26 protein-coding genes and 1 tRNA gene are annotated in these 23318 nt (G+C 65.0%); 15 read left to right on the top strand and 12 right to left on the bottom strand.

Annotated features, from left to right (window positions below):
* Positions 1-90 precede the first annotated feature (90 nt).
* From ACQR1X_RS09495 to ACQR1X_RS09475, 5 genes are all read left to right on the top strand, one after another.
* Positions 91-166 (top strand) — tRNA-Lys (locus ACQR1X_RS09495).
* Positions 167-348: 182 nt separating this feature from the next.
* On the top strand, positions 349-987 hold the full coding sequence (locus ACQR1X_RS09490) for a hypothetical protein (RefSeq protein WP_315800041.1): 639 nt from the start codon (positions 349-351) through the stop codon (positions 985-987).
* 127 nt (positions 988-1114) lie between these two features.
* On the top strand, positions 1115-1378 hold the full coding sequence (locus ACQR1X_RS09485; RefSeq protein ID WP_434898695.1) for a hypothetical protein: 264 nt from the start codon (positions 1115-1117) through the stop codon (positions 1376-1378).
* Positions 1379-1576: 198 nt separating this feature from the next.
* Complete coding sequence (locus tag ACQR1X_RS09480; protein ID WP_315800042.1) at positions 1577-1978, top strand: helix-turn-helix domain-containing protein; 402 nt, start codon at positions 1577-1579, stop codon at positions 1976-1978.
* On the top strand, positions 1975-2832 hold the full coding sequence (locus tag ACQR1X_RS09475; protein WP_315800043.1) for an IS3 family transposase: 858 nt from the start codon (positions 1975-1977) through the stop codon (positions 2830-2832). The genes ACQR1X_RS09480 and ACQR1X_RS09475 overlap by 4 nt, the downstream gene beginning before the upstream one ends.
* Before the next feature lie 200 nt (positions 2833-3032).
* On the opposite strand, the gene ACQR1X_RS09470 is transcribed toward ACQR1X_RS09475, so the two are convergent.
* Together ACQR1X_RS09470 and ACQR1X_RS09465 are read right to left on the bottom strand one after the other, a co-directional pair.
* Entirely contained in the window at positions 3033-3338 is a 306-nt protein-coding gene (locus ACQR1X_RS09470; RefSeq protein ID WP_315800044.1) for a hypothetical protein, read from the bottom strand.
* Positions 3339-3574: 236 nt separating this feature from the next.
* Positions 3575-4132 (bottom strand): hypothetical protein, encoded by a 558-nt coding sequence (locus ACQR1X_RS09465; protein ID WP_434845974.1) that lies wholly within the window; start codon positions 4130-4132, stop codon positions 3575-3577.
* A gap of 1000 nt (positions 4133-5132) precedes the next feature.
* Here ACQR1X_RS09465 and ACQR1X_RS09460 point away from each other — a divergent pair.
* Complete coding sequence (locus ACQR1X_RS09460; protein ID WP_434898694.1) at positions 5133-5750, top strand: LysE family translocator; 618 nt, start codon at positions 5133-5135, stop codon at positions 5748-5750.
* Positions 5751-6091: 341 nt separating this feature from the next.
* On the opposite strand, the gene ACQR1X_RS09455 is transcribed toward ACQR1X_RS09460, so the two are convergent.
* A complete protein-coding gene (locus ACQR1X_RS09455; RefSeq protein WP_434898693.1) occupies positions 6092-7729 on the bottom strand; it encodes an isocitrate lyase in 1638 nt (545 codons plus the stop codon).
* A gap of 145 nt (positions 7730-7874) precedes the next feature.
* On the opposite strand from ACQR1X_RS09455, the gene ACQR1X_RS09450 reads away from it, so the two are divergent.
* The 4 genes from ACQR1X_RS09450 to ACQR1X_RS09435 all read left to right on the top strand — a co-directional run bounded on the left by ACQR1X_RS09450 (position 7875) and on the right by ACQR1X_RS09435 (position 11004).
* The gene (locus ACQR1X_RS09450; protein WP_315826916.1) at positions 7875-9350 is read left to right on the top strand and encodes a helix-turn-helix domain-containing protein; all 1476 of its coding nucleotides are present in this window, start codon (positions 7875-7877) and stop codon (positions 9348-9350) included.
* A gap of 160 nt (positions 9351-9510) precedes the next feature.
* Positions 9511-9921: a hypothetical protein gene (locus tag ACQR1X_RS09445; RefSeq protein ID WP_434898692.1), complete on the top strand. Its 411-nt coding sequence runs from the start codon at positions 9511-9513 to the stop codon at positions 9919-9921.
* A gap of 145 nt (positions 9922-10066) precedes the next feature.
* Positions 10067-10480, top strand: a complete 414-nt coding sequence (locus ACQR1X_RS09440; RefSeq protein ID WP_315800050.1) for a response regulator — start codon at positions 10067-10069, stop codon at positions 10478-10480.
* Positions 10481-10575: 95 nt separating this feature from the next.
* Positions 10576-11004 carry a group II truncated hemoglobin gene (locus tag ACQR1X_RS09435; protein ID WP_316164804.1) on the top strand — a complete coding sequence of 143 codons (429 nt, stop codon included), beginning with the start codon at positions 10576-10578 and terminating at the stop codon, positions 11002-11004.
* Between the two features lie 12 nt (positions 11005-11016).
* On the opposite strand, the gene ACQR1X_RS09430 is transcribed toward ACQR1X_RS09435, so the two are convergent.
* The 5 genes from ACQR1X_RS09430 to ACQR1X_RS09410 all read right to left on the bottom strand — a co-directional run bounded on the left by ACQR1X_RS09430 (position 11017) and on the right by ACQR1X_RS09410 (position 13390).
* The gene (locus ACQR1X_RS09430; protein ID WP_315800052.1) at positions 11017-11211 is read right to left on the bottom strand and encodes a hypothetical protein; all 195 of its coding nucleotides are present in this window, start codon (positions 11209-11211) and stop codon (positions 11017-11019) included.
* Positions 11212-11258: 47 nt separating this feature from the next.
* Positions 11259-11645, bottom strand: a complete 387-nt coding sequence (locus ACQR1X_RS09425) for an NUDIX hydrolase (protein WP_434898691.1) — start codon at positions 11643-11645, stop codon at positions 11259-11261.
* A gap of 146 nt (positions 11646-11791) precedes the next feature.
* Complete coding sequence (locus ACQR1X_RS09420; RefSeq protein ID WP_410051397.1) at positions 11792-12706, bottom strand: hypothetical protein; 915 nt, start codon at positions 12704-12706, stop codon at positions 11792-11794.
* Between the two features lie 256 nt (positions 12707-12962).
* A complete protein-coding gene (locus ACQR1X_RS09415; protein WP_315800055.1) occupies positions 12963-13100 on the bottom strand; it encodes a hypothetical protein in 138 nt (45 codons plus the stop codon).
* 44 nt (positions 13101-13144) lie between these two features.
* Positions 13145-13390 (bottom strand): hypothetical protein, encoded by a 246-nt coding sequence (locus tag ACQR1X_RS09410; protein WP_315800056.1) that lies wholly within the window; start codon positions 13388-13390, stop codon positions 13145-13147.
* A 323-nt stretch (positions 13391-13713) separates the two neighbouring features.
* On the opposite strand from ACQR1X_RS09410, the gene ACQR1X_RS09405 reads away from it, so the two are divergent.
* Positions 13714-14067, top strand: a complete 354-nt coding sequence (locus tag ACQR1X_RS09405; RefSeq protein ID WP_315800057.1) for a DUF6481 family protein — start codon at positions 13714-13716, stop codon at positions 14065-14067.
* A 119-nt stretch (positions 14068-14186) separates the two neighbouring features.
* Here ACQR1X_RS09405 and ACQR1X_RS09400 read toward each other — a convergent pair whose 3' ends face one another.
* Entirely contained in the window at positions 14187-14426 is a 240-nt protein-coding gene (locus ACQR1X_RS09400; RefSeq protein ID WP_316178846.1) for a pentapeptide MXKDX repeat protein, read from the bottom strand.
* Between the two features lie 365 nt (positions 14427-14791).
* Here ACQR1X_RS09400 and ACQR1X_RS09395 point away from each other — a divergent pair, with 365 nt between their 5' ends.
* The 3 genes from ACQR1X_RS09395 to ACQR1X_RS09385 are packed head-to-tail and all read left to right on the top strand — an operon-like array spanning position 14792 to position 17718.
* The gene (locus ACQR1X_RS09395) at positions 14792-15814 is read left to right on the top strand and encodes a TRAP transporter substrate-binding protein (RefSeq protein ID WP_316178848.1); all 1023 of its coding nucleotides are present in this window, start codon (positions 14792-14794) and stop codon (positions 15812-15814) included.
* A gap of 3 nt (positions 15815-15817) precedes the next feature.
* Positions 15818-16363 carry a TRAP transporter small permease gene (locus ACQR1X_RS09390; protein WP_315751628.1) on the top strand — a complete coding sequence of 182 codons (546 nt, stop codon included), beginning with the start codon at positions 15818-15820 and terminating at the stop codon, positions 16361-16363.
* Positions 16360-17718: a TRAP transporter large permease gene (locus ACQR1X_RS09385; protein ID WP_315800061.1), complete on the top strand. Its 1359-nt coding sequence runs from the start codon at positions 16360-16362 to the stop codon at positions 17716-17718. Before ACQR1X_RS09390 ends, ACQR1X_RS09385 begins: the two co-directional genes overlap by 4 nt.
* 65 nt (positions 17719-17783) lie before the next feature.
* Here the strand turns inward: ACQR1X_RS09385 and ACQR1X_RS09380 are convergent, their stop codons facing one another.
* The 3 genes from ACQR1X_RS09380 to ACQR1X_RS09370 are packed head-to-tail and all read right to left on the bottom strand — an operon-like array spanning position 17784 to position 22337.
* The gene (locus ACQR1X_RS09380) at positions 17784-18698 is read right to left on the bottom strand and encodes a hydroxymethylglutaryl-CoA lyase (RefSeq protein ID WP_315800062.1); all 915 of its coding nucleotides are present in this window, start codon (positions 18696-18698) and stop codon (positions 17784-17786) included.
* Positions 18699-18720: 22 nt separating this feature from the next.
* A complete protein-coding gene (locus ACQR1X_RS09375; RefSeq protein ID WP_434895149.1) occupies positions 18721-20727 on the bottom strand; it encodes an acetyl/propionyl/methylcrotonyl-CoA carboxylase subunit alpha in 2007 nt (668 codons plus the stop codon).
* Between the two features lie 2 nt (positions 20728-20729).
* A complete protein-coding gene (locus tag ACQR1X_RS09370; protein WP_434895150.1) occupies positions 20730-22337 on the bottom strand; it encodes a carboxyl transferase domain-containing protein in 1608 nt (535 codons plus the stop codon).
* A gap of 328 nt (positions 22338-22665) precedes the next feature.
* On the opposite strand from ACQR1X_RS09370, the gene ACQR1X_RS09365 reads away from it, so the two are divergent.
* Positions 22666-23310: a TetR/AcrR family transcriptional regulator gene (locus ACQR1X_RS09365; RefSeq protein WP_434898690.1), complete on the top strand. Its 645-nt coding sequence runs from the start codon at positions 22666-22668 to the stop codon at positions 23308-23310.
* Positions 23311-23318: the final 8 nt, after the last annotated feature.

Below are 23318 nucleotides of genomic sequence, written 5' to 3'. Positions count from 1 at the left end.
GAACCACGGCCACGCCGCAAGCGTTCTGATGGTATCCTGTCGACGATCCGGACAGTGACGGTCCAGCCGTCACACCGCTTCCTTGGGAGCGAGCGCGTAGCTCAGCCGGTAGAGCACGTGACTTTTAATCATGGGGTCCCGGGTTCGAGTCCCGGCGCGCTCACCAAGATCAGATCAATACTGCTCTACCTACGAGAGATCGTCGATCATTGTTGCCGGATCGCTTGGACGACCAGTTTGTCCACATGCCTGCTGGCGTGCTTACTGAATCCAAGGCACAATCGGGCGTTGCAGATTTTTTTGCGGGGCGCTTCGATGAGTTGGGCAAGAACAGTCGTCGGCGTTGTGTTGGCCGCCATTGCCTTGTCGGGCTGCATCACGACGTCAATGCAGGGATATGCAGACCGACAACTGCCGACAAAACCGATCGGCCGCATGGTCGCTTATGTCTCCGGACCCGGCCCCCTCGTATCAAGCATTCAGGCCAACATCGCTGAGGAGGCCCGGAAACGCGGCGTAGTCGCTGACGACGCGCTGATGCTGTTTCCTCCAACACGGACCTACACCAACGCCGAAGTCCAACAGGGCCTTGCGCGCGACGCCATCGAAGGCGTCCTGGTCATCGGCGTGGGCGATAGCGGTGTGCAGCAACAATACGCCGGGACGATCTTCTCGGGCCAATACTCCGGAACATCCAGCGCGAGCGGGACCGTCAATACGTTCGGCAACACCTCGACCATATCCATGAATGGCACAACGTCTGGCACGATGGTCGCCACCGCCACTCCGACCTACCGCTACAGACGTCAGACCACGTTTACGGCCCGGCTTCTGGAGGCAAGCACCGGCCGGACTCTCTGGGTCGGCAATGGTCAGGTCAATGCCGGCGGTCTTCTCTTCGTCGGCGACGGCGCAAACGCTTCCAGCTCAGTTGCTGCAATTTTCGACGACCTGCAGCGCAAGAGCATTATCGGATCATCAAGTTAATCGGGTGCCGTGCCGTTCACGACTGACCGATTGCCTGACCGACGCAATTGAGCAAACTTCATTTGCGATCTTCAAAGCCGTCTAGGCTAACCATTTGGACCGGAACTGGTGAGGAAAGGGAGCGTCTATGATACGCATCTACCCAACTGCATTGTTCCTACTCGCCGGGACGCTTGGTCACGCATTCGCCTGCGAGGACGGTCATTGGATAGAGGAAGTGCTTGCTGACGGGCAAATCCTAAAGCTCGAAGACGGCAGCATGTGGAAGGTTGATCCTGCAGACACAGTGGATTCTGCTTTGTGGCTTGCGCCCTCAGATGTGGTCGTGTGTGATTTCACGATCATCAATGTAGACGAGGGAGAGACAGTTCATGTGCGACGGTTGCGATGATCCCGGCGTTCATCTATTCGCAGGTGGCCATCAAGGCCACCTCAATTATCACCTAGGGCGTTGCCCGCCTAAAGGTAACCTCCCGACGGCCTCTATTCACTTCTGCACTGAAGCCTAGGAGATTACGGTGACAGTGCTGGACTGCACCCCTCAAGTGAGACACGATAATCTCAGTGACAGGCATTCCGAGGATGACCTGTGGCAGCAAGAGGGAAGACCCGTCGGTTTCCGACGGCTTATAAACTGAAGGCGATCAAGCGTGTCGAACGAGGCGAAGGCGTTCTGCCTGTGGCTCGGGACCTTGGGATATCGCGCAAGATCCTTCATGACTGGATCAAGGCCTGGAGGGCGCAAGGGCCGGACGGGTTGAACCGCAAGCCGGGACCGAAGCCTGGTCCCCGGAAGCTCAAATCTGTGGCGACCTATGACGATAAGCGGTCCGCACTGGCACGGGCCAATGCTCGCATTGCCGAGCTCGAAGGGCTGGTCGGCCGTCAGCAGATGGACCTCGATTTTTTTCGGCAAGCCTTGCGCGCACTGGAGCGGCCGGCAGCGCAAGGCAAACCCGTATCCGCATCATCGAAGTCATCAAAAGCATGACCGCGGAGACAGCCGACTCCAGCGCTCATGTGCAGCGCCTCTGCGCTTTGGCAAGGCTGCCTCGAGCGACTTATTACCGGCATCTCAATCGACGTAGCCGCGCCGAAGCCGAGTGCGAGTTGCGCGACCAGCTCCAGCGCATCTGCCTGAAGCATCCGTTCTACGGCTATCGACGGGTGACCGCCGCTCTTCGGCGTCTGGGAATGGTCGTCAATGGCAAGAAAGTCCTGCGCCTCATGCGTCAGGATAATCTTCTCGCGCAGCGCAAGACGCCCTTCCTGAAGCCGCCGACTGCAAGGCCGACTGACGTGATCGTCGTCCCCAACCTGATCCGTGGCCTAGCGCCATCGGCTCCGGATCAGATCTGGGTCGCTGACATCACCTACGTCCATCTCGCCAAGACGTTCGCCTATCTCGCCGTCATTCTCGACGGCTTCTCCCGCAAGGCGGTCGGCTGGGCATTCGACAACACCCTCGACGCCTCCCTCGCGATCGCGGCTCTCGACAAAGCGCTTCAATCTCGGAACCCCAAGCCCGGCAGCCTGATCCACCACTCAGACCGCGGCGTGCAATACTCCTCGATCGCCTATCGGGAGCGGCTGGCCAAGCGCGACATCAAGATCAGCATGAGCAGTCCCGGCAACCCGTTCGACAACGCCAAGGCCGAAAGCTTCATGAAGACGCTCAAGGCCGAGGAGATCAACGGCAAGAGCTTTGCCGACGTCAACGACGCCCGGCGCCGGATCAACAGCTTCATCGCCGAGATCTACAATAAGGAGCGCTTGCATTCGGCCCTCGGCTATCGATCTCCCCTTGAGTTCGAAGCCGCGTTCAAGCAAAACACGATGCGATGAATTTACCCATTGTCACTGAGATTATCGTGTCTCACTTGAGGGGTGCAGTCCAGCACTGTCACCGTAATCCCGAGGGCCTATCTCGGCTTTCAAACGCCGATGGAGGTCTTCGCGTCCGAACGCGCCAAGCTGGAGCTTGCGGAGTTACGGTGACGGCGCACGAAATTCCGTGGACGTCAGTTGGAGCAGCCGCGCTGCCCTCACCCACTGACCGCGAACCCAAGCACCAGCTGCCGCGGGCTCTGCTTGAACTCCTTGAGCACTGCGGCCCGGACCTTCTCCGCCAGCTCTGGCAGCGGCTTGTCGGTGTAGAGCTTCGGAAAGGTCACCATCACCGACGTCAGGGTGCCGTTGTTCCAGTTGAAGCCGACGGCGGGCTTGACGCCGGTTTCGGCGAGGAGGTCGGCTTCGACGGCGCGGCTGTAGGCCAGCCCGTTCTGGACGGCGTCGACCATCCCGCAGCCAGCGAGGCAGGCGATCAGTGGGATCAGCGCGAGAGCTCTCATGACATTCGACTCCGACGTTGAAATCCTTAACGAGCTCTCAGCTCAAATTTCCCGCGGTTGATGGCCTCTGTGCCACCGGCAGTCCGCCGTAGCGTGCGCTCACCGACCGTTCTGCAATTGTGGCCGGCACTAGCGTCCCCTCGAACCTTTGATCTCGACAGGCGATCGATCGAACGAGCTAAGTGCACGGTCACCGCAACCGCATTCACCGCCATGCCAAAAGATCCGTCCACCACCTACCCCGGGGGATCGGCCTCCAGCACGACCTTCGCGACGGGATAGCGCCAGTCGTTCTTCGTGTTGTCGGCGGCGGCATCGATACCTGCCACGATGACCGCACCGAGGATGCCGCCATTGATGCCGCTGGCCAGACGAGCCTGGCGCGTCGCATCGATCGGCGCGACCGTGATCATCCGCTTCTGATAGCCAGGCTTTTGGCAGGACACGGCCAGCGTGCTCGACTGTCCGCGATAGAGCGGTACGCGCACCTTCGCGGGGCTCGTCATGGTCGCCGTGAAGCCGGAGGCTTCCAGTGAGCAGGACGCTCCGGCCATCTCGACCTCGCCTCCCCCGCCGGGATTGTGAAACGTCCGCACTTCCACGAGCTGGTCGCCCGCGAACTCGGGCACGCTCGGATCGGTCCGGCGCTTCGCCTCGTAGACGTCGATCCCTCGGCTGCCCGTCGTCGACCTGATGTCGGTTACATTGTTGACCGCAAGCGGCGCAGCACACCCGCCAAGACACGCGACTCCCAGGATGGCCAGCCAGCCGGCAGGCCAACGCAAACACTTCATTTGAGCCCCCACGGCATCCCCAACTGTCGTTGAGTAGCGGTAGCAGGGGCCGATCTGGGGAACAATAGCCGCAACCTCGAGGGGAATGGTGGAACTATCAAAAACCGACCACGTTGCGGGCAGGACACAGCCGTTGCCGTCCCCGGCATCAAGCAGGTCGTTGGCAGGGCGATGCGTTCAGTACCCGCACAGGTTGCAGTGTCCGGGAGGTCCTCACGGCGCAGAAACCGGATCATGGCGCGACGGCGCTGCGCTTGCCGGCAGCATGAGCCGTGAGGATGCGCGGCGAAACTTATTTCAGCAGGCCGCTCAAGACGATCACCCCTGTCCAGTCATCGGCGCAAAAATATTCCTCTTCCCTTTTTCCGAAACTCATGATTGACTGTCCCCGTCCCGTGCTCCTCGAGAGGGGCGGATCGCGATCGTCACGGACGTTGGGCGCGGGATGCGGTGGCCGCAGGTGAATCGCAGCGCGCTTGGATAGTGCGCGGACGAACGGCTCCTTGCGGACGTGAAATCGCGTGGTCCTGGCGCCCCGAAGCTGGCGCCAAGTCCTGGGGGATGATGACCCCCACGGGCGACGGTGGCTATCAAGCCGGACACCGGGGAGATCGCGTATAAGCGTGAAGACCATCGCGCGGGGAATGCCGGGTTGATCCGGCTGAACCTGTGGTGACTGCCGCCTGCTTTTTCTTCTGCAGGCGGGCCATGGGTTGCGGCCTGCAGCCCGGCATTCCCCGCGCCCTCTGTTTGCTGGGGGGCGAAACGACCGCAACAGTTCGGGCGCGACAGGCGTCGCGATGACGAATGAACGCGCCCCCTGCCCGCATGACCCGCTGCGCGCCCTCGACGACGACGCACACGATGGCGCGCCCGGTCGTCACCGACCCGTGTCCCGTGCCCTTCTATCGTCCGCCGCTGCGCCGTGGAATGATGGAGGCCGATTTGAGATGCGCCGACTGCCCTTTGCCTGAACAACCGCGACCCTGGGAGCCCGCCGATGTCCACTGCCTTCCTGCTGACCTCGCTGATCGTGGTCGCCTCGCCTGGCACCGGCGTGCTCTACACGCTCGCAGTGGCGCTGACGAAGGGCTCGCGGATGAGCATCGCCGCCGCGTTCGGCTGCACGCTCGGCATCCTGCCGGCGATGCTGGCCGCGATCGTCGGGCTCGCGGCTGTCCTGCACACCAGCGCGCTGGCATTTGCGGCGCTGAAATATTGCGGCGTCGCCTATCTGCTTTACATGGCGTGGCAGACGCTTCGCGAGCGCGGCGCGCTGTCGGTCGAGGGCAAGGACGATGCGGATGCGCGCTCGGCCTGGCGGGTGGTGCTGACGGGATTCCTGATCAACATCCTCAATCCAAAGCTGTCGATCTTCTTCCTGGCCTTCCTGCCGCAGTTCATCGCCGCCGATGCCGCCCATCCGCTGGCGCTGATGCTGGAGCTGTCGGCCGCGTTCATGGCGATGACGTTCGCGGTGTTCGTGCTCTACGGCCTGTTCGCCGCCGCCGTGCGCGACCGCGTCGTCAGCCGCCCCCGCGTCAGGACCTGGCTGCGCCGCGCCTTTGCCGGCGGCTTTGCGTTGCTTGGTGCGCGGCTGGCGCTGGCGGAGCGCTGAGGGCACCGCGCGACGGGGCGAGAGGGTCGCGTAGGAGAATGACGTCCTCAGCCAGACGGTCCGGCACCAATTTGTTGCTCGTCATGCCCGGGCTTGTCCCGCCTGCGCGGCCGAAGCCGCTTCGGCGCGGCGAAGGCCCGGGCATCCACGTCGATCCACGTCCGCCGAACGACGTGGATGGCCGGGACAAGCCCGGCCATGACGGCGTGGAGAGAGGCGACCTCAAGCTTCCAGGCTCACGATCGGCGACAGCTACAAGGCGCGTCCCCAAAAAGCGAGACCCGCCTGAAGCTGTCAGCTCCAGACGGGTCCTGTCAGTTCAGCGATTCACCCGGCGGAAATCAGCCGAACTGGTTCATCGTGTTGTGCGCGCCGCCGGCCTTCAGCGCCTTCTCGCCGGCGAAGTACTCCTTGTGGTCGTCGCCGATGTCGGAGCCGGCCATGTTCTGGTGCTTGACGCAGGCGATGCCCTGGCGGATCTCGGCGCGCTGGACGTTCTTGACGTAGCCCAGCATGCCCTGCTCGCCGAAATACTCGCGGGCGAGGTTGTCCGTCGACAGCGCGGCGGTGTGGTAGGTCGGCAGCGTGATCAGGTGGTGGAAAATGCCGGCGCGCTTGGCCGAGTCCGCCTGGAAGGTGCGGATGCGCTCGTCGGCTTCCTTCGCCAGCGGGGTGTCGTCGTACTCCGCCTTCATCAGCTCGGCGCGGTTGTACTTGCTGACGTCCTGGCCCGCCTCCTTCATCGCATCATAGACCTGCCAACGGAAGTTGAGGGTCCAGTTGAACGACGGCGAATTGTTGTAGGCGAGCTTGGCGTTCGGGATCACCTTGCGGATGCGGTCGACCATCTTGGCGATCTGCTCGATATGCGGCTTCTCGGTCTCGATCCACAGCAGGTCCGCGCCGTTCTGCAGCGAGGTGATGCAGTCGAGCACGCAGCGGTCCTCGCCGGTGCCGGGACGGAACTGGTAGAGGTTGGAGGGCAGCCGCTTCGGGCGCATCATCTTGCCGTCGCGGTTGATGATGACGTCGCCGCTGCGCGCGGTCGCGGGCGTCACCTCCTCGCAGTCGAGGAAGCTGTTGTACTGGTCGCCGAGATCGCCCGGCTGGCTCGAGAAGGCGATCTGCTGCGTCAGGCCGGCGCCGAGCGAGTCGGTGCGGGTGACGATGATGCCGTCCTCGACGCCGAGCTCCAGGAAGGCGTGGCGGCAGGCGCGGATCTTGGCCAGGAAGACGTCATGCGGCACCGTGACCTTGCCGTCCTGATGGCCGCACTGCTTCTCGTCGGAGACCTGGTTCTCGATCTGCAGCGCGCAGGCGCCCGCCTCGATCATCTTCTTGGCGAGCAGATAGGTCGCTTCCGCATTGCCGAAGCCGGCGTCGATGTCGGCGATAACAGGGACGACGTGGGTCTGGAAGCCGTCGATCTTGGCGATGATCTCGCTCTCCTTCGCCTTGTCGCCGGCCTTGCGGGCCGCGTCCAGCGTGCGGAAGAGATCGTTGAGCTCGCGCGAGTCGGCCTGGCGCAGGAAGGTGTAGAGCTCCTCGATCAGCGCGGGCACCGAGGTCTTCTCGTGCATCGACTGGTCCGGCAGCGGGCCGAACTCCGAGCGCAGCGCCGCGATCATCCAGCCGGAGAGATAGAGGTAGCGGCGGTCGGTCTTGCCGAAGTGCTTCTTGATCGAGATCAGCTTCTGCTGCGCGATGAAGCCGTGCCAGCAGCCGAGCGACTGGGTGTACTTGGTGCTGTCCTCGTCATAGGCGGCCATGTCGGCGCGCATCACGGCCGCGGTGTAGCGGGCAACGTCGAGACCGGTCTTGAAGCGGTTCTGCAGGCGCATGCGCGCCACGGCCTCGGCGGTGACGCCGTTCCAGGTCGGCTGGGTCTCGAGCAGCGCGCGCGCCGCCTCGACCTCGGCCTGGTAGGACGCGGGGCCCTGGAGGGCCTGGTCGTTCAGTCCACGCGGTTGGAAGTTCATGTCCGTGATCCCTTGGTTAAGGACAACCTGGGACCTGTTGTAAGCAGCCTGGGGCGGCGGACCCAGACATTGCGCGGAAAACTTGTCACACTTTACAAAGTTCTCGTGTATAGCTGTAAGGAGATTACAAGACCGGGATATGGCCATGACCACCGCCACGGCACGATCGATCTTCATGGGCCCGCGCCTGCGCCGCCTGCGGCGCGAGCTCGGCCTGACCCAGGCCGACATGGCCGCGGACCTCGAAATTTCAGCGCCTTACGTGGCGCTCCTGGAGCGGAACCAGAGGCCGGTCACCGCCGACATGCTGCTGCGTCTGGCGCGGACCTACAAGATCGACCTCGCCGATCTCGCCGGCGACGGCGGGGCCGACCACACCGCACGGATGCAGTCGGTCCTCAAGGACCCGATGTTCTCCGACATCGACATCCCCGCGCTGGAGATCAGCGATCTCGCCGTCAGCTATCCCGGCATGACCGAAGCGTTCCTGCGGCTCTACACGGCGTATCGCGAGGAGCAGCTCGCGCTGGCCGAGCAGCGCGCTCCGGTGCCGGCCGGCAGCGCGCCGCGCGTTGGCAATGACGGCTTCGACGCCAACGATCCCGTCGCCGATGTCCGCCGCTTCCTCGCCGCCCGCCGCAACAACTTTGCCCAGCTCGACGATGCCGCCGAGCGGCTGGCGCAGGCCATCTTCCAGGGGGCGCCGACGGGGGCTCCGCAGGTCTCCGCCGGGCCGGCCGGCTTCATCGAGCGCTTTCGCGCCCGGCATAATCTCCAGGTCCGCTACATGCCGCCGAACGTGATGCTCGGCTCGCTGAGGCGGCTCGACCTGCACCGCCGGCAGTTGCTGATCGAGGACTCGCTGGACAGCGCGAGCCTGAAATTCGAGCTCGCCCGGCAGCTCGCTTATCTCGAGCTCGACACCGAAATCGGAGCGGCACTGGAGGACGGCAAGTTCGCCAGCAAGACCGCCGAGCTGCTGGCGCGCCGCGCGCTCGCGGCCTACGCGGCGGCTGCGATCATCATGCCCTATTCGATCTTCGCCAAAGCCGTCGATGCCAGGGCCTACGATCTCGAGGCGCTGGCGCGGCAGTTCGGCACCAGCTTCGAGCAGACGGCGCATCGCGTCACCACCCTGCAGAAGCCGGGCGCGGAGCGGATCCCGTTCTTCCTGATCCGGGTCGATCCCGCCGGCAACGTGTCAAAGCTGCTCGACGGCGCCGGCTTCCCGTTCGCCCGCCATGGCGGGGCCTGCCCGCTGTGGTCGGTGCACGGCATCTTCAAGACGCCGCGCCAGATCGTGACCCAATGGCTGGAGCTGCCCGACGGCCGCCGGTTCTTCTCGATCGCCCGCACGGTGACCGCCGGCGGCGGCTCCTATGGCGCGGTGCGCGTCGAGCGGGCGATTGCGGTCGGCTGCGCCGCCGAGCATGCGGGGCAGCTGATCTATACCCGCGACGGCCATGGCCCGGATGCCGACGCGCCGACCCCGATCGGGGTCGCCTGCCGGGTCTGCCACCGGCCGAAATGCGCGGCACGCTCGGCGCCGCCGATCGGGCGCGAGATCCTGCCGGACGATTTCAGGACGTCGTCGGTTCCGTTCGGATTTTCGGCGGATTGAGCAGGGGATGGTCGTGGAACCAGGAACTGGTCGGCATCCCTGGCCGCGGGCGATAATCCACCGGATCGGGCTGCAAATCGGCCCGGGACGCCATGGCCCTTGACGGAACAGCCATAAACCGGACAAAGATTGCGCCAAAATGTCGCGGCGGAGGTTAGCCATGAGATACGTCGACGGCGTTGTGATGTTCCTCAGCCTGTGGCTGCTGGCATCGATGGTCCTGGACGCCGTGACGCCGCCCGAGCTGAACTTCTACATGATCGGCCCGATCATTGCGCCGGCCGCGATCATCACCGGCTTCCTGTACTGGCTCCGCATCCCCTCCCGCGACTTCGTGCTGGCGTCCGCAGCCATCTGGATGGTCTGCGAGATGACGATGGAGATGATCACGCCCAAGCCGCTGTCGCCGCTGCTGGCGGTGGCCGCCGTCGCGCCGCTGCTGGTGGCCGGCATCCTTCTGCACGTCGAGCACTGGCGCCGGCCGGGCGGGCGCCTGCCTCCGGCCGATTCGACAGAGATGACCGATCTGCGGGGCTCCTCCAAAGCCATGCCGAGCCGTCGGCCGTTCTGAGCTGTTCCGCGCGGGCGCCGGCAATGGCGGATAGCGTGCAGATTTTCCGTTGTTCTACGGGACCCGATGTTTACGAGGAAATCAGAAACCCCCTCTTAAGTTCCGCAGGTCCATCTGTAGCCGACACACCAGCCGCGCGGGGACCATGCTGAACGAACTTCTCGTGATCGAAGATGCCGACGTTCATCTGTCGATCCTGCGCAAGATCGCCGTGCAGGCGGGCTTTGCGACGACCGGCGTGAACTCGGTCGACGGCGCGATGAACGTGCTGCGCCGGCGCAACTTCGAATGCATCACGCTCGACCTCAATCTCGGTGAGCGCTCCGGCACCGAGGTGTTGCAGCTGTTGGCGGACATCAAGTCCCGCACGCCGGTGCTGATCATCAGCGGCTCCGACGATCAGACCCGCGACGTCACGGTCCGCGCCGGCAAGATCCTCGGCCTGAACGTCTATCCGCCGTTCTCCAAGCCGGTCGATCTCGCTCTGCTCCGACAGACGCTGCGCCAGATCGCCGCCGACACCGACCGGCAGCGCCTCGTCAAAGCCAGCATCCGCTAGCCCGAACGCACGCGCGTTTTCCCGCTTGATCCAGATCAAGGCGCCATACCTCTGCCGCTTGTTGGCTGCAGAGGGGCGAGCGGAAACGAGATGCGATGACGGCAGCGAATTCGGCTAACGAAGCAGAAGCAGTTGTGAACGAGGCGACGCCCTATGAGCTCGTAGGCGGCGAGGCCGGCGTGCGCCGTCTGGCGGAGCGCTTTTACACCATCATGGACCAGGAGCCCGGCGCCAGCCGCATCCGCGCGATGCACGACGCCGATCTTGGTCCGATCAAGCAGTTGCTGTTCGAATTTCTCAGTGGCTGGCTGGGCGGGCCGGCGCTTTATTTCGAGCGGGCCGAACATCGCTGCATCATGTCCGCGCACCGTCCGTATCCGATCGGCGACGCCGAGCGCGACGAATGGATGACGTGCATGCGCCGCGCGATGTTCGATTGCGACATCACGGGCGACATGTATGCGTTGCTGGATCAAGCGTTTCTGCGGATGGCGAACGCATTCCGGAGCCGCAAGGCGAGCTGACAGGAACTCCCGTCAGCCCGACTTGGCGGCGGCCTCCCGGGCCAGACGCTCGGCCCGGAGCCGCTCGCGGTTGGCGTAAAAGGCGCGCTGGGCCGCCTCATGCTCGCGCATGGCTTGTTCGGCATCAGCCCTGCGGCTGGCGTCGCGCGCTCGACGCTCTTCCGGCGTGAGGACGCGAGGCTGTCTGTCTGTGTTATCGTAAGGCATGGGCAGATAACGCCCAGGCGGCCGGGATGTTCCCAGCCCGCGACGGTTCAGTCCGGCTTTCGTGGAAACAGCTGGTCGCGGATGTAGCGCGACGTCGGCGTCAGGCTGAGTCCGTAGGGCTTTTGCCACACCGCGCGGTCGATCTCCTTCTTGTCTCCGATCTCCAGGCGCCCTTTGGCATACTTGGCGATGAAGATGGCATCGCTCATCTTGCGACCCGAGCGCTTGTTCTTGGCGGTGACTTCCTTCCATAGCCGCAGCCGGCCGAGCTTGAGCTTGGGAAGCTCCTCCTTGATCTCGCGCTTCAGGCAGTCCTTCGCCGTCTCCTGCGCGCGTTTGCGGCCACCCGGAAACATCCAGCGACCGTCGGCCCGGCGCCGGACCAGGAGAACCCTTCCGCCCTTGGCGGCAACCAGCTTGGACGCCTTGGTCATGGCCCAGGAGCTCTCACCTCTCGAACGATGAAGCGGAGTCTATCAAGATTCGCTCCCACTCCTGCTCCGGAGCTTTGCGGAGATTCGGCCACAACTCCGCAGCGGCCAACCAAGCTCAGCGCAGCGCTCCGACCGCCGGCGGCGGCTCAGTAGCAGGAGCGCGGATCGACCGCGACATACTCTCCCGACGGATATCGATAGTAGCAATTGCCCTGCGACAGATAATAGCCCGGTCGCGCCGCAGCCGTAGCGCCGGCGATCGCCCCGGTGGCACCACCAAGCACGGCGCCCGCCGCGGCACCGCCCGCCTTGCCGGTGAGGATACCGCCGAGCACCCCGCCGATGATCGCGCCCCCGAGCGCGCTGGCACCCGGATCGACTTCGGCCGGAGGCGGCGCCGGCTCGTAGGCGACCGGCGGGGGCGCCTCGTAGGCCGCCGACGGCGCATAGACCACATCGTCAGCATAGTCCTCCGACACGTAGGTCGGCGGTCCTTCCATGGGCTCGGGATAATAGTACCAGACGCCACCAACGTCCCACCACCAGCCCGGACGGCCATTGTGAACCTCGTGCCGCCATCGGCCGCCCTCCCAGCCGACCCGGCCGCGATAAGACTGCCCACCATAGTCGCGCACCGCGACCCGGCCGTGCGTATAACGCGCATCCGGTCCCCGCCCGACCATCGCCGGACCAGGGCCCGGGCCGTGACCCGCTGCGTAGCCCTGACCGGCTCCCGGCGGACGTCCCTGCTGCGCCACCGGCGCAGGCTGACGTCCCTGAGGGACAATGGCAGCCCGCGGCGGTGCGCCCGGCTGTGCTCCCTGCGGCTGGCCGGCCATGGGACCGACTTGCCGCGGAATCTGGACATGGGGCTGGCCGCCCGGCTGCCCACCCTGGGCCGGCGCCTGGCGAATGACACCGGGCGGGCGGGCCTGGGGCGAATGCCCGGCGCCGGGACCAGCCTGGTCCTGGGTTTGCGCCCAGGCTTGGGCGGGGATCACGACTGCGGTCAGGATTGCGATCGCGGGCAGCCACCGTGTGCTCTGGTTGGACAACGTCATTCTCCCCTACCCTTGATCGCCCGCCGGTTGCCGCGCACGCGAGGTGTGATGCGGATTGATGATCCCGGATCGCCGGCTTTGGCGCGTATGGTCCGGGCGCACCATAGTTTCCGCGACAAACGGGTAAAATCCCGACTATTTTGCGGCCAGGTCGACCTGCTGCCGTCAGGTTAACCGAGATGCCGGCTGATTCGCCGCTCCGATCATGCAACCTTGCTGGCGCGGTCTTGCTGATCCGGTACGAGCTGATCGGCGGTCACCGGTCGGGCACGATCACATTGCAGTTGGTTCGTCCCGACATCAGGCAATCCTGCATCTGGCTTGCCGAGGTCAGGCTGCGGGCCAGCCACACGCCGAAGGCCACGACGAGCGCCGCGAACACCAGTGCCGCCATGGCACCGCGTCTATCCGGCCCCTGCTTACTCATCGCCGGTGCGCCTAGGCGGCACGCAGGCCAGCGGCCTCACCGTGCGGTTGCTGCTGCTGGCGAGATGCCGGAGAGATCGATTCGATACGGGTGCAGCTCGTCACCCAGAACAGCTGCCCGCATTCCCATTCGGAACCCAGCACACCGGCCGAAACGGGCCGCGGGCGGGCGAGGACCGCGGTCATCACGCATGCGCTGACCACGAGAGCGACGAGCGCGAGGCCGAGCGCCATGCGCCCGCGGCGAACAGAGATCATGCTGGTCAACTCCGTTGGACGTCGCACCCGGGCGGTGCGCTGGTGCCCGCGAGGCGTGAAGCGACTCACAGCCGGCCGACCTGCGTCAGCGACGGGGGTGCTTACATAGCCTCCGGCGAGCGCCATGCAAGCGCTAGGCAGGTCGGATGTGGAGGAGCGGCGATAAAGCATTTGTCATCGACGCATGCGATCCTATACACACGGGCTCGCGTCGGCCTCCGCTCGTGTTCACGATCTCGTGGAAGAATTGCCTGGCGGCGCGTGCAGCCCCTGACCGACCACACCCTGATCGAACACCCAAATAGCGAAGTGACGACGTCTCCATGAGAGGATTCAAGGAACCTGGATTTGCCGATCGGCAGAAGGCCGCGCAGCAGGCCCGCCAGAGCATCGTGCAGAAGTTCAAATCGCAGCCGGGACCGGACGATCCCGAAGTCGTGAAGCGACGGCAGGAGCGCGAAGCTGCCGCCGCCCGCCGCGAGCAGCAGCGATTGGAGCGCGAGGCCGCCAAGGCGGAGCAGAAGCGCCTCGAGGAAGAGGCCAAAGCTGCCGAGATTGCCCGGCTCGCGCGCGAGGCGGAAGACGAAGCCGCTCGCCTGGCCGAGATGGAGGCCGAGCAGAAGGCGAAGCGCGATGCGCGCTACGCCGCGCGCAAGGCCCGCGGAAAGAAGAAGTAAGCAGCAACGCCGCCGCCACGAGACCTGCGTGCCGTCGCGTCCGGCATCGCGCGGCTCCTCACTTCATCGGCGATGGGACTGATACGGTCGTCCCATCGCACGATGCCGGGCGAGACGACTTAGTTCTTCTTCATCATGCCGTCGTCCTTCTTCATCCCGTCCTTGGACATGGCATCGTCCTTCTTCATGCCGTCCTTGGCCATCGAATCCTTCTTCATGCCGTCGTGGGACATCGCGCCCTTTTTCATCCCATCGTCCTTGCTCATCTTGTCCTCCGCGAAGGCCACCGGCGCGACGGCCACGTTGAACGCGAGGGCGGCGGCGGAGATTCCGAGGATGAGGCGGCTACGATTGGTCATGATGATCGCTCCTTCGTATGACGGGGTTCGACGGCGACGGACGCGCCGTTCCTGGATATCGACGTTCCGATGAAGGCGATTGTTACGAGCGCGGGCGAGAATTTTTGTTCGATCAAATTTGACTCGAATGCGTCCCGTTCCGGAATCGAGGACACAATTTTGCCCGGCAAGATCATGTTAGTACAACCCGGGCAAGGGATTCACAGGCCGGTACGTGCGCCGCAGCAATATGTCGCTTCCCATGCATTTGGCCTCGAACGAACTGCCTAGTTCGGCTAGAGGTAAGTCCGGTAGATTGGTTGGTATAACTCACGCCAACGAACCCGGGTCGGGAACCCAACCAGAAGTTGTCCAGGGGAAATCTCATGCTCACACGCCGTCATGTCATCGCATCCGCGCTCGCTGCGCCGGCCATTCTGCGTTTTGGAACCGGCACGGCCCATGCAGCAACGACGCTGAAGATCTCTCACCAGTTTCCCGGCGGCACCATCGACAAGGGCGATTTCCGCGACCGGCTCTGCCGGGTGTTCTCCGAGGAGGTTGCGAAGCGCTCCGGCGGCGAGATCGCGACCGAGATCTATCCGAACTCCTCGCTCATCAAGACCGTCGCGCAATTCTCGGCCATGCGGAAGGGCGCGCTCGACATCAGCCTTTATCCGATGCCTTACGCCGGCGGCGAGGTGCCCGAGACCAACATCGGGCTGATGCCGGGTCTGGTCACGACCTACGACCAGGGGATGCGCTGGAAGAACGAGCCGGTCGGCAAGACGCTGAGCGATTTTCTGGCCGACAAGGGCATCATCCTGCTCACCTGGGTCTGGCAGGCGGGCGGGGTCGCCAGCCGATCGCGGCCGCTGGTGGCGCCCGAGGATGCCAAGGGCATGAAGGTGCGCGGCGGCTCGCGCGAGATGGACATGGTGCTGCAGACCGCCGGCGCCTCGGTGCTGTCGGTTCCGTCGAATGAAATCTACACCGCAATGCAGACCGGTGCCTGCGATGCCGGCATTACCTCGTCGACCAGCCTGATCTCGTTCCGGCTGGAAGAGGTGTCGAAGGCCCTCACCTCCGGAGCCAAGGCGTCGTACTGGTTCATGCTCGAGCCGCTGATGATGTCCAAGGCCTCGTTCGACAAGCTGCCGAAGAACCAACAGGACATCATCCTCGCGGTCGGCGCGGAGATGGAGGCGTTCGGGCGCAAGGGCGCGCAGGACGACGACATCGAAGTTGCCAAGGTCTACGAAAAGGCCGGCGCCAAGGTTACGGAGCTCGATGTCGAGACCGTTAACAAATGGCGCGACATTGCCCGTGACACGGCCTGGAAGGACTATGGCGGCAGGTCCGCGAACTGCGCCAAGCTCCTCAAGCTCGCCTCCGACGTCGCGGCCTGATTGATGCACGCGCCCGTTATCGATACCGAGGCCACGACAGCCATCGGCGCCAGCGGTCCGCTGGCGCCGCTCCAGCGTGTTGTCTCGCTGCTCAATCGCATCATCGTCGTTCTGGCCGCGTTCGCACTGGTCGCTGCCTGCCTCATCCTGAGCTACAGCGTGGCGGGCCGTGCACTGTTCAAGGCCGCCAACTACTGGCAGGACGAAGCCGCCGTGTTCTTGCTCGTCGGCGCAACCTTCATGACTGCAGCCTATGTGCAGGAGCATCGCGGCCACGTCAGCATCGAAGCCTTCGTTGGGCTGATGTCGCCGCTCGCCAACAAGATCAGGCTCTGGCTGGTCGACGTCGCGAGCTTTTTGTTTTGTGCCTTCTTCACCTGGAAATCCTGGACCCTGACACATGAGGCCTGGGTCGATGGTCAGGTCTCGAATTCGATGTGGTCGCCGCCGCTGGCGATTCCCTACGGCCTGATGGCCGCGGGAATGACCCTGCTGTGCCTGCAGATGCTGCTGCAGATCGTGGCTCCGCTGACCGGAGCGCGTCGATGAGCGTGTTCGGAATTGGGGTTGCCTACGGACTCTCGACTCTGTTTGCGATGTTCGCGGGCATGCCGATCGCGTTCGCGCTCGGCGCCGTCGCCGTCGTGTTCATGGCCATCTACATGCCGACCGCGTCGCTCGATACGGTGACGCAGAACGTCTACGAGGAAATGGCGTCGATCACGCTGCTGTCGATCCCGCTGTTCATCCTCAAGGGCGCGGCGATCGGCCGCTCCCGCGCAGGCCAGGACCTCTACTCGGCGCTGCATGCGTGGCTGCATCGCGTGCCCGGCGGATTGGGCGTCGCCAATGTGTTCGCCTGCGCGCTGTTCGCGGCGATGGCGGGATCGTCCCCCGCGACCTGCTCGGCGATCGGCTCGGCCGGAATTCCCGAGATGCGCAAGCGCGGCTATTCCGGCGGCTTCGCCGCAGGCATCATCGCCGCCGGCGGCACGCTCGGCATTCTGCTTCCGCCCTCGATTACGATGATCCTATTCGCGATCGCGGCGGAGAAATCGCTGGGACGGCTGTTCCTGGCCGGTATCGGCCCCGGGCTGCTGCTGGTGACCCTGTTCGGCGTCTATTCGGTGGTGCGCTTCCGGCAGGAATATGCGCGCGCGAAAGCCGTCTATGAGAAGTCGGGCGCGTGGTCGGACATCCTGACCAAGGACGATTTTACGATGGCGCAGCGCTTCTCCGTGCTGCCACGCGTGATTCCGTTCGTGCTGCTCCTGACCGGCGTCATGGTCGCGCTCTATGGCGGCCTCGCCACGCCATCGGAAACAGCCGGTCTCGGCGGCATCCTCGCGCTCGTGCTGATCGCGATCATCTACCGCGTGTGGAGCCCGGCCGATCTCGCGCCCATCATGAAGGCGACGCTGCGCGAATCGACCATGCTGATGCTGATCATCGGCATGTCGCTGCTGTACTCCTACGTGATGAGCTACCTGCACATCTCGCAGTCGGTGGCGGAGTCCATCGTGGCGATGCACCTGCCGCGCTGGGAACTGTTGTTCGCGATCCTGCTGATGGTGGTCGTGCTCGGCTTCTTCCTGCCGCCGGTATCGATCATCCTGATGACGGCGCCGATCATCCTGCCGCCGTTGCGGGCAGCAAACTTCGACATCATCTGGTTCGGCGTGGTGATGACGATCGTGATGGAGATGGGCCTGATTCACCCGCCGGTGGGTCTCAACATCTTCGTCATCAGGAACGTCGCGCCGGACATCCCGCTGCGCGAGGTGATCTGGGGCACGCTGCCGTTCGTCCTGCTGATGATGGCCGCCGTGCTGCTGCTCTGCTTCGTGCCGCAGATCTCGACGGCGCTGCCGGATCTCGTGATGGGGCCGGATCTCAGCCGCTGACGCAGCGACGAATGGCGACTAGGACGTAGCGAATAGGGATTGGCGATAGGTTCAGCCCCCGTTCGCTATTCGCCATTCGCTGCTCGCCTGTTCTTCGCATTCAGCGCGCCGGCAACGCGGCTGACCGGGGGCCGGCCGAGCAGCCGGCTGATTTCGTTGGTGGCGGCCAGCAGTTTCGTCATGTCGACGCCGGTGCGGATGCCCATGCCTTCAAGCATGTAGACGACGTCCTCGGTCGCGACATTTCCCGTCGCGCCCGGAGCGAACGGGCAGCCGCCGAGGCCGCCGGCGGCGGCATCGATGACGCGGACGCCCTCCTCCATACCCGCATAGAGATTGGCCAGCGCCTGGCCGTAGGTGTCGTGGAAATGCATCGCAAGATGCATCACCGGCACATCGTCGCAGACGGCGCGCAGCATCTGCTTGGCCTTGAGCGGCGTGCCGACGCCGATCGTGTCGCCCAGCGAGACCTCGTAGCAGCCCAGGTCCCACAGCGCCTTCGCCACGCCGGCTACCGCCTGCGGCTTGATCTCGCCTTCATAGGGACAGCCGAGCGCGCAGGAGACGTAGCCGCGCACCTTGACGCCGTCGGTCCTGGCGTGGGCGATCACCGGCTTGAAGCGCTCCAGCGACTCCGCGATTGAACAGTTGATGTTGGCGCGGGAGAAGCTCTCAGAGGCCGCCGTGAACACGGAAATCACCCTGGCGCCCGCAGCGCGCGCGGCCTCATAGCCCTTCACATTGGGCACCAGCACATGGAATTCGCCGGGCAGCGCAGACACGCTGCGCATCACCTCATCCGATCCCACCATCTGCGGGATCGCCTTGGGCGAGACGAAGGCGCCGACCTCGACGGTGGCCAGGCCGGCGTTCACCAGCGCGCGGACAAAGGCGATGCGATCGGCCACGCCGACCAACGTCTTCTCGTTCTGCAGGCCGTCGCGCGGGCCCATTTCGATGATGCGCACGCTCTCGCTCATGCCGACCTCTCCGGTTCGAGGATCAGGCGGACGGTTCGAGGTCCGCCAGCTCGACGCCTTCCTGCACGATGTCGCCGACCTTGCACTTGATCGCCGTGAGCCGGCCTGCGAACGGCGCCCGCAGGGTCTGCTCCATCTTCATGACTTCGAGCGTCAGGATCGCCGCACCCTTCTCCAGGACGGCGCCTTCCTGCGCAAGCAGCGCCACGACGGTCCCCGGCAACGGCGCCACGATCTTGTCCTCGCCGGCCTGCTCCTCGTCGTCTCCGCCGAACGGATCGATCCAATGCAGATCGAAACGACCGTTGCGGGTCCGCAGGTACAGCTCATGGCCCTCGATGACGGCCACCACATGGGATTTGACGCCGTCGCACACAAGGTCGAAGCCGCCGTCATCAGTCGGAATAGCCGAGAACGAGGTCTCACGCCCCTCGATCGACAGGCGCTGTACGCCGGAACCATAGGCCAGCGTGGCGGTCCGCGGTTCATTACCCGCGCTTTGGCGGAACGAGAACACGCGCTGTCGCAGTCCCACCGGCATCCAGCCGGATGCGCGCCACGGCGAGCCTTGCTCCTTCGCAGCCGCGATCTGCTCGCCGATGAGAATGGCCCCAACCGCGGCACAGAGCTCGAGGTCGCCGGCCACCGCTCCTGACTGGGTCAAATGCGTCAGATGGCGCTCGATGAAACCGGTGTCGATCGCGTTCGCCACGACGTCGGGATGCGTCAGCAGCGACGACAGGAACGGGATGTTGCTGACGATGCCTCGGACGTCGGTGTCGTCAAGGCCGCGGTTGAGCCGCTCGATCGCGACCTCGCGGGTCGGCGCCCAGGCGATCATCTTGGCGAGCATCGCGTCGTAATAGGGCGAGACCGCATCGCCCTCGCGATAGCCGGCATCGATGCGCAGGCCGCCGGTTTCAGCGGGAAGCCGCCAGGTCTTGATCGTGCCGACTGAGGGCATGAAGTTCTTGGCGGGATTCTCCGCGTAGACGCGCGCCTCGATGGCATGGCCATGCAACCGGATCTGGTCCTGCGTCAGCGGCAGCTCTTCGCCGAAGGCGACGCGCAACTGCCATTCGACGAGATCGACCCCGGTGATCAACTCGGTGACGGGATGCTCGACCTGCAGACGCGTGTTCATCTCGATGAAGAACACGTCGCGGCCGTCGGAGACGAACTCGATGGTGCCGGCGCCGACATAGTTCACCGCGCCCGCCGCGCGACGCGCCGCAGCGCACACCGTGTCCCGTTGCGCCGGCGTCAACGTCGGCGACGGCGCCTCCTCGACCACCTTCTGGTGCCGGCGCTGCAGGGTGCATTCGCGCTCGAACAGCGAGACCAGATTGCCGTGGCTGTCGCCGACGATCTGCACCTCGATGTGACGTGGGCTCTCGACGAACTTCTCGATCAGCACGCGGTCGTCGCCGAACGCCGCCTTGGCCTCGCGCTTGGCGCTGGTGACGGCATCAGTGAGGTCGCCGGCCGCGTGAACCACGCGCATGCCGCGGCCGCCGCCGCCGGCGGACGCCTTGATCAGCACGGGAAAGCCGATCCGCGCGGCTTCATTGGCGAGCGTGGCGTCATCCTGCGCCTCGCCGTGATAGCCGGGCACCAGCGGCACGCCCGCCTGCTCCATCAGAAACTTCGAGCCGGACTTCGACCCCATCGCCGTGATCATCGCCGCGGTCGGCCCGACGAACACCAGCCCCGCATCGAGACAGGCCTGTGCGAACTCGGCACTCTCGGACAGGAAGCCATAGCCGGGATGAACGGCCTCGGCACCGGTCTGCTTGGCGGCCTCGATCAGCCGCTCGATGTTGAGATAGGAGTCGCGGGCGCGCGCAGGGCCGAGCAGCACCGCTTCGTCGGCCAGGGCGACGTGCAGCGCGTTGCGGTCGGCCTCCGAATAGACCGCGACGGTCTTCAATCCCATGGCGCGCGCCGTGCGGATGACGCGCACGGCGATCTCGCCGCGGTTGGCGATCAGGAGCTTGCGAAAACGACGATACAATCCGGGACGAGCCATGATCACATCCTGAACAGGCCGAACTTGGTCGGCTCGACCGGGGCATTGGCGGCGGCAGACAATCCAAGTCCGAGCACGAGGCGGGTATCGGCGGGATCGATCACGCCGTCGTCCCACAGCCGCGCGGTCGCGTAGTACGGATTGCCCTGCGCCTCGTATTGCGCGCGGATGGGGCTGCGGAATTTCTCTTCCTCTTCCGCCGGCCAGCTCTCGCCCTTGGCCTCGATGCCGTCGCGGCGGACCTGGCTCAGCACCATCGCCGCCTGCTCGCCGCCCATCACCGAGATGCGGGCATTCGGCCACATCCACAGGAAACGCGGCGCATAGGCGCGGCCGCACATGCCGTAATTGCCGGCGCCGTAGGAGCCGCCGATCACGACGGTGAACTTCGGCACCGACGCGGTCGCGACCGCCGTCACCAGCTTGGCGCCGTCGCGGGCGATGCCGCCGGCCTCGTATTTCTTGCCGACCATGAAGCCGGTGATGTTCTGCAGGAACACCAGCGGAATGTTGCGCTGGCAGCACAGCTCGATGAAGTGCGCGCCCTTCAGCGAGCTCTCGCTGAACAGGATGCCGTTGTTGGCGATGATGCCGACCGGATGGCCCCAGATGTGGGCGAAGCCGCACACCAGCGTCTGACCGTAGAGCTTCTTGAACTCGTCGAACTCCGAGCCGTCGACCACCCGCGCGATGATGTCGCGCACGTCGAACGGCTTGCGGCCGTCGACCGGCACGACGCCGTAGATTTCTTCCGCGGCATAGCGCGGCTCGCGCACCTCGCGCATGTTGAGCACGGTGCGCGCGCCCGGCGGCTTCAGGGTGCCGATGATGCGGCGGGCGATGCCGATCGCATGGGCATCGTTCTGCGCGTAGTGATCGGTCACGCCCGACTGTCGCGAATGCACGTCGGCACCGCCGAGCTCCTCGGCGCTGACGACCTCGCCGGTCGCCGCCTTCACCAGCGGCGGACCGCCGAGGAAGATCGTGCCCTGGTTGCGCACGATGATGCTCTCGTCCGACATCGCCGGCACATAGGCGCCGCCGGCGGTGCACGAGCCCATCACGATCGCGATCTGCGGAATGCCCTGCGCCGACATCTGCGCCTGGTTGTAGAAGATCCGGCCGAAATGCCGCTCGTCCGGGAAGATCTCGTCCTGCAGCGGCAGGAACGCGCCGCCGGAATCGACCATGTAGACGCAGGGCAGATTGTTCTGCCGCGCGATGTCCTGGGCGCGCAGATGCTTCTTCACCGTCATCGGGTAGTAGGTGCCGCCCTTGATGGTGGCGTCGTTGGCGACGACGACGCATTCGCGCCCCGCGATGCGGCCGATGCCGGTCACGATGCTCGCCGAATGGACGTCGCCGCCATAGAGCCCGTGCGCGGCCAATGGCGACAGCTCCAGGAACGCCGTTCCGGGGTCGAGCAGCAGGTCGACGCGCTGGCGCGCCAGCATCTTGCCGCGCGACAAATGCCGCTTGCGCGAGGCCTCGCCGCCGCCCTCGGCGACCTGCCCCAGCTTCGTTCTGAGGTCGGCGACCAGCGCGCGCATGGCGTCGGCATTGCGGGCGAAATCGGAGGACGATGGATCGATCGTGGAGTGAAGCGTCATGACCGGCGTCTTCGTTGCGGGGCTGGAGGGGGAAGCCGTGGGAGCACGCGTCAGAGCGGTCGCGGCCGTTCAGGCCGCTGCGAGCCCGGGTGTACCATCTTTGCCCGCATGCTGTCCTCCCTGCCCGCCGACGGCCCGGTTTGCGGCCATCGGTCCTTCTCGAATTAAACGATCATACGTTTTTAAATTCTATTCTCAAGCGGATTGTTGTAGGGTCCGGGGCGAGCAGCATTTGCTTGAGACCACGGAATTTTCAGACTTCACTACGGGACCCCCTACCGTGGCGGATCCGCCGCCATCGGCACCGGGACGGTCCAGCGAGGACGAGATGGCGCGCACGATCGGGTCACATGGTCCGACGACGATGGAGGCGATCCGCAAGGCGGGCCTGCGGCTGATCTTCCAGCACGGCTATGAGGCCATGAGCCTGCGCCAGCTCGCCGCCGAGGTCGGCATCCAGCCAGGCTCGCTCTACAATCACATCAGCACCAAGCAGGAGCTGCTGGCGGAGCTGATCCAGGACCACATCAACGACCTCCTGCGCGAGCTCGACCAGGCGCTGCGCGACACCCAGGGTCCAGTCGAACGCCTGAGGGCGTTCGTCGCCTTCCACGTCAGCTATCACATGACCCGGAAGCGCGAGGTCTTCATCGCCAATTCGGAGCTGCGCAGCCTTGATCCCCGCAACTATGAGGCGGTGGTGGCGCTGCGCGGCGCCTATGAGCGCCGGCTGGCCGACATCCTCAGCGACGGTGTGGCGCAAGGCGTGTTCGACGTCGACGACATCCAGGTCGCGACCTTTGCCATCATCGCGCTCCTGACCGGGCTGTGCAGCTGGTACCGTCCCGGCGGACGGCTCACCAGAGAGGCGATCATCGCGGCCCACGAGAAGCTCGTGCTCTCGGGCGTCATGCCGCGCACCGCCGGGCCTGATCAGGCCGGCGGTGGCCGGCCTGATCACCCGACCGGCTGAACGGGCCG

It is taken from the genome of Bradyrhizobium sp. HKCCYLRH3073 (assembly GCF_051167995.1).
In the GTDB taxonomy this organism is placed as follows: domain Bacteria; phylum Pseudomonadota; class Alphaproteobacteria; order Rhizobiales; family Xanthobacteraceae; genus Bradyrhizobium.
The sequence above is the reverse complement of the archived record's forward strand: the minus strand, read 5'-3'. Positions and strand labels throughout refer to the sequence as shown.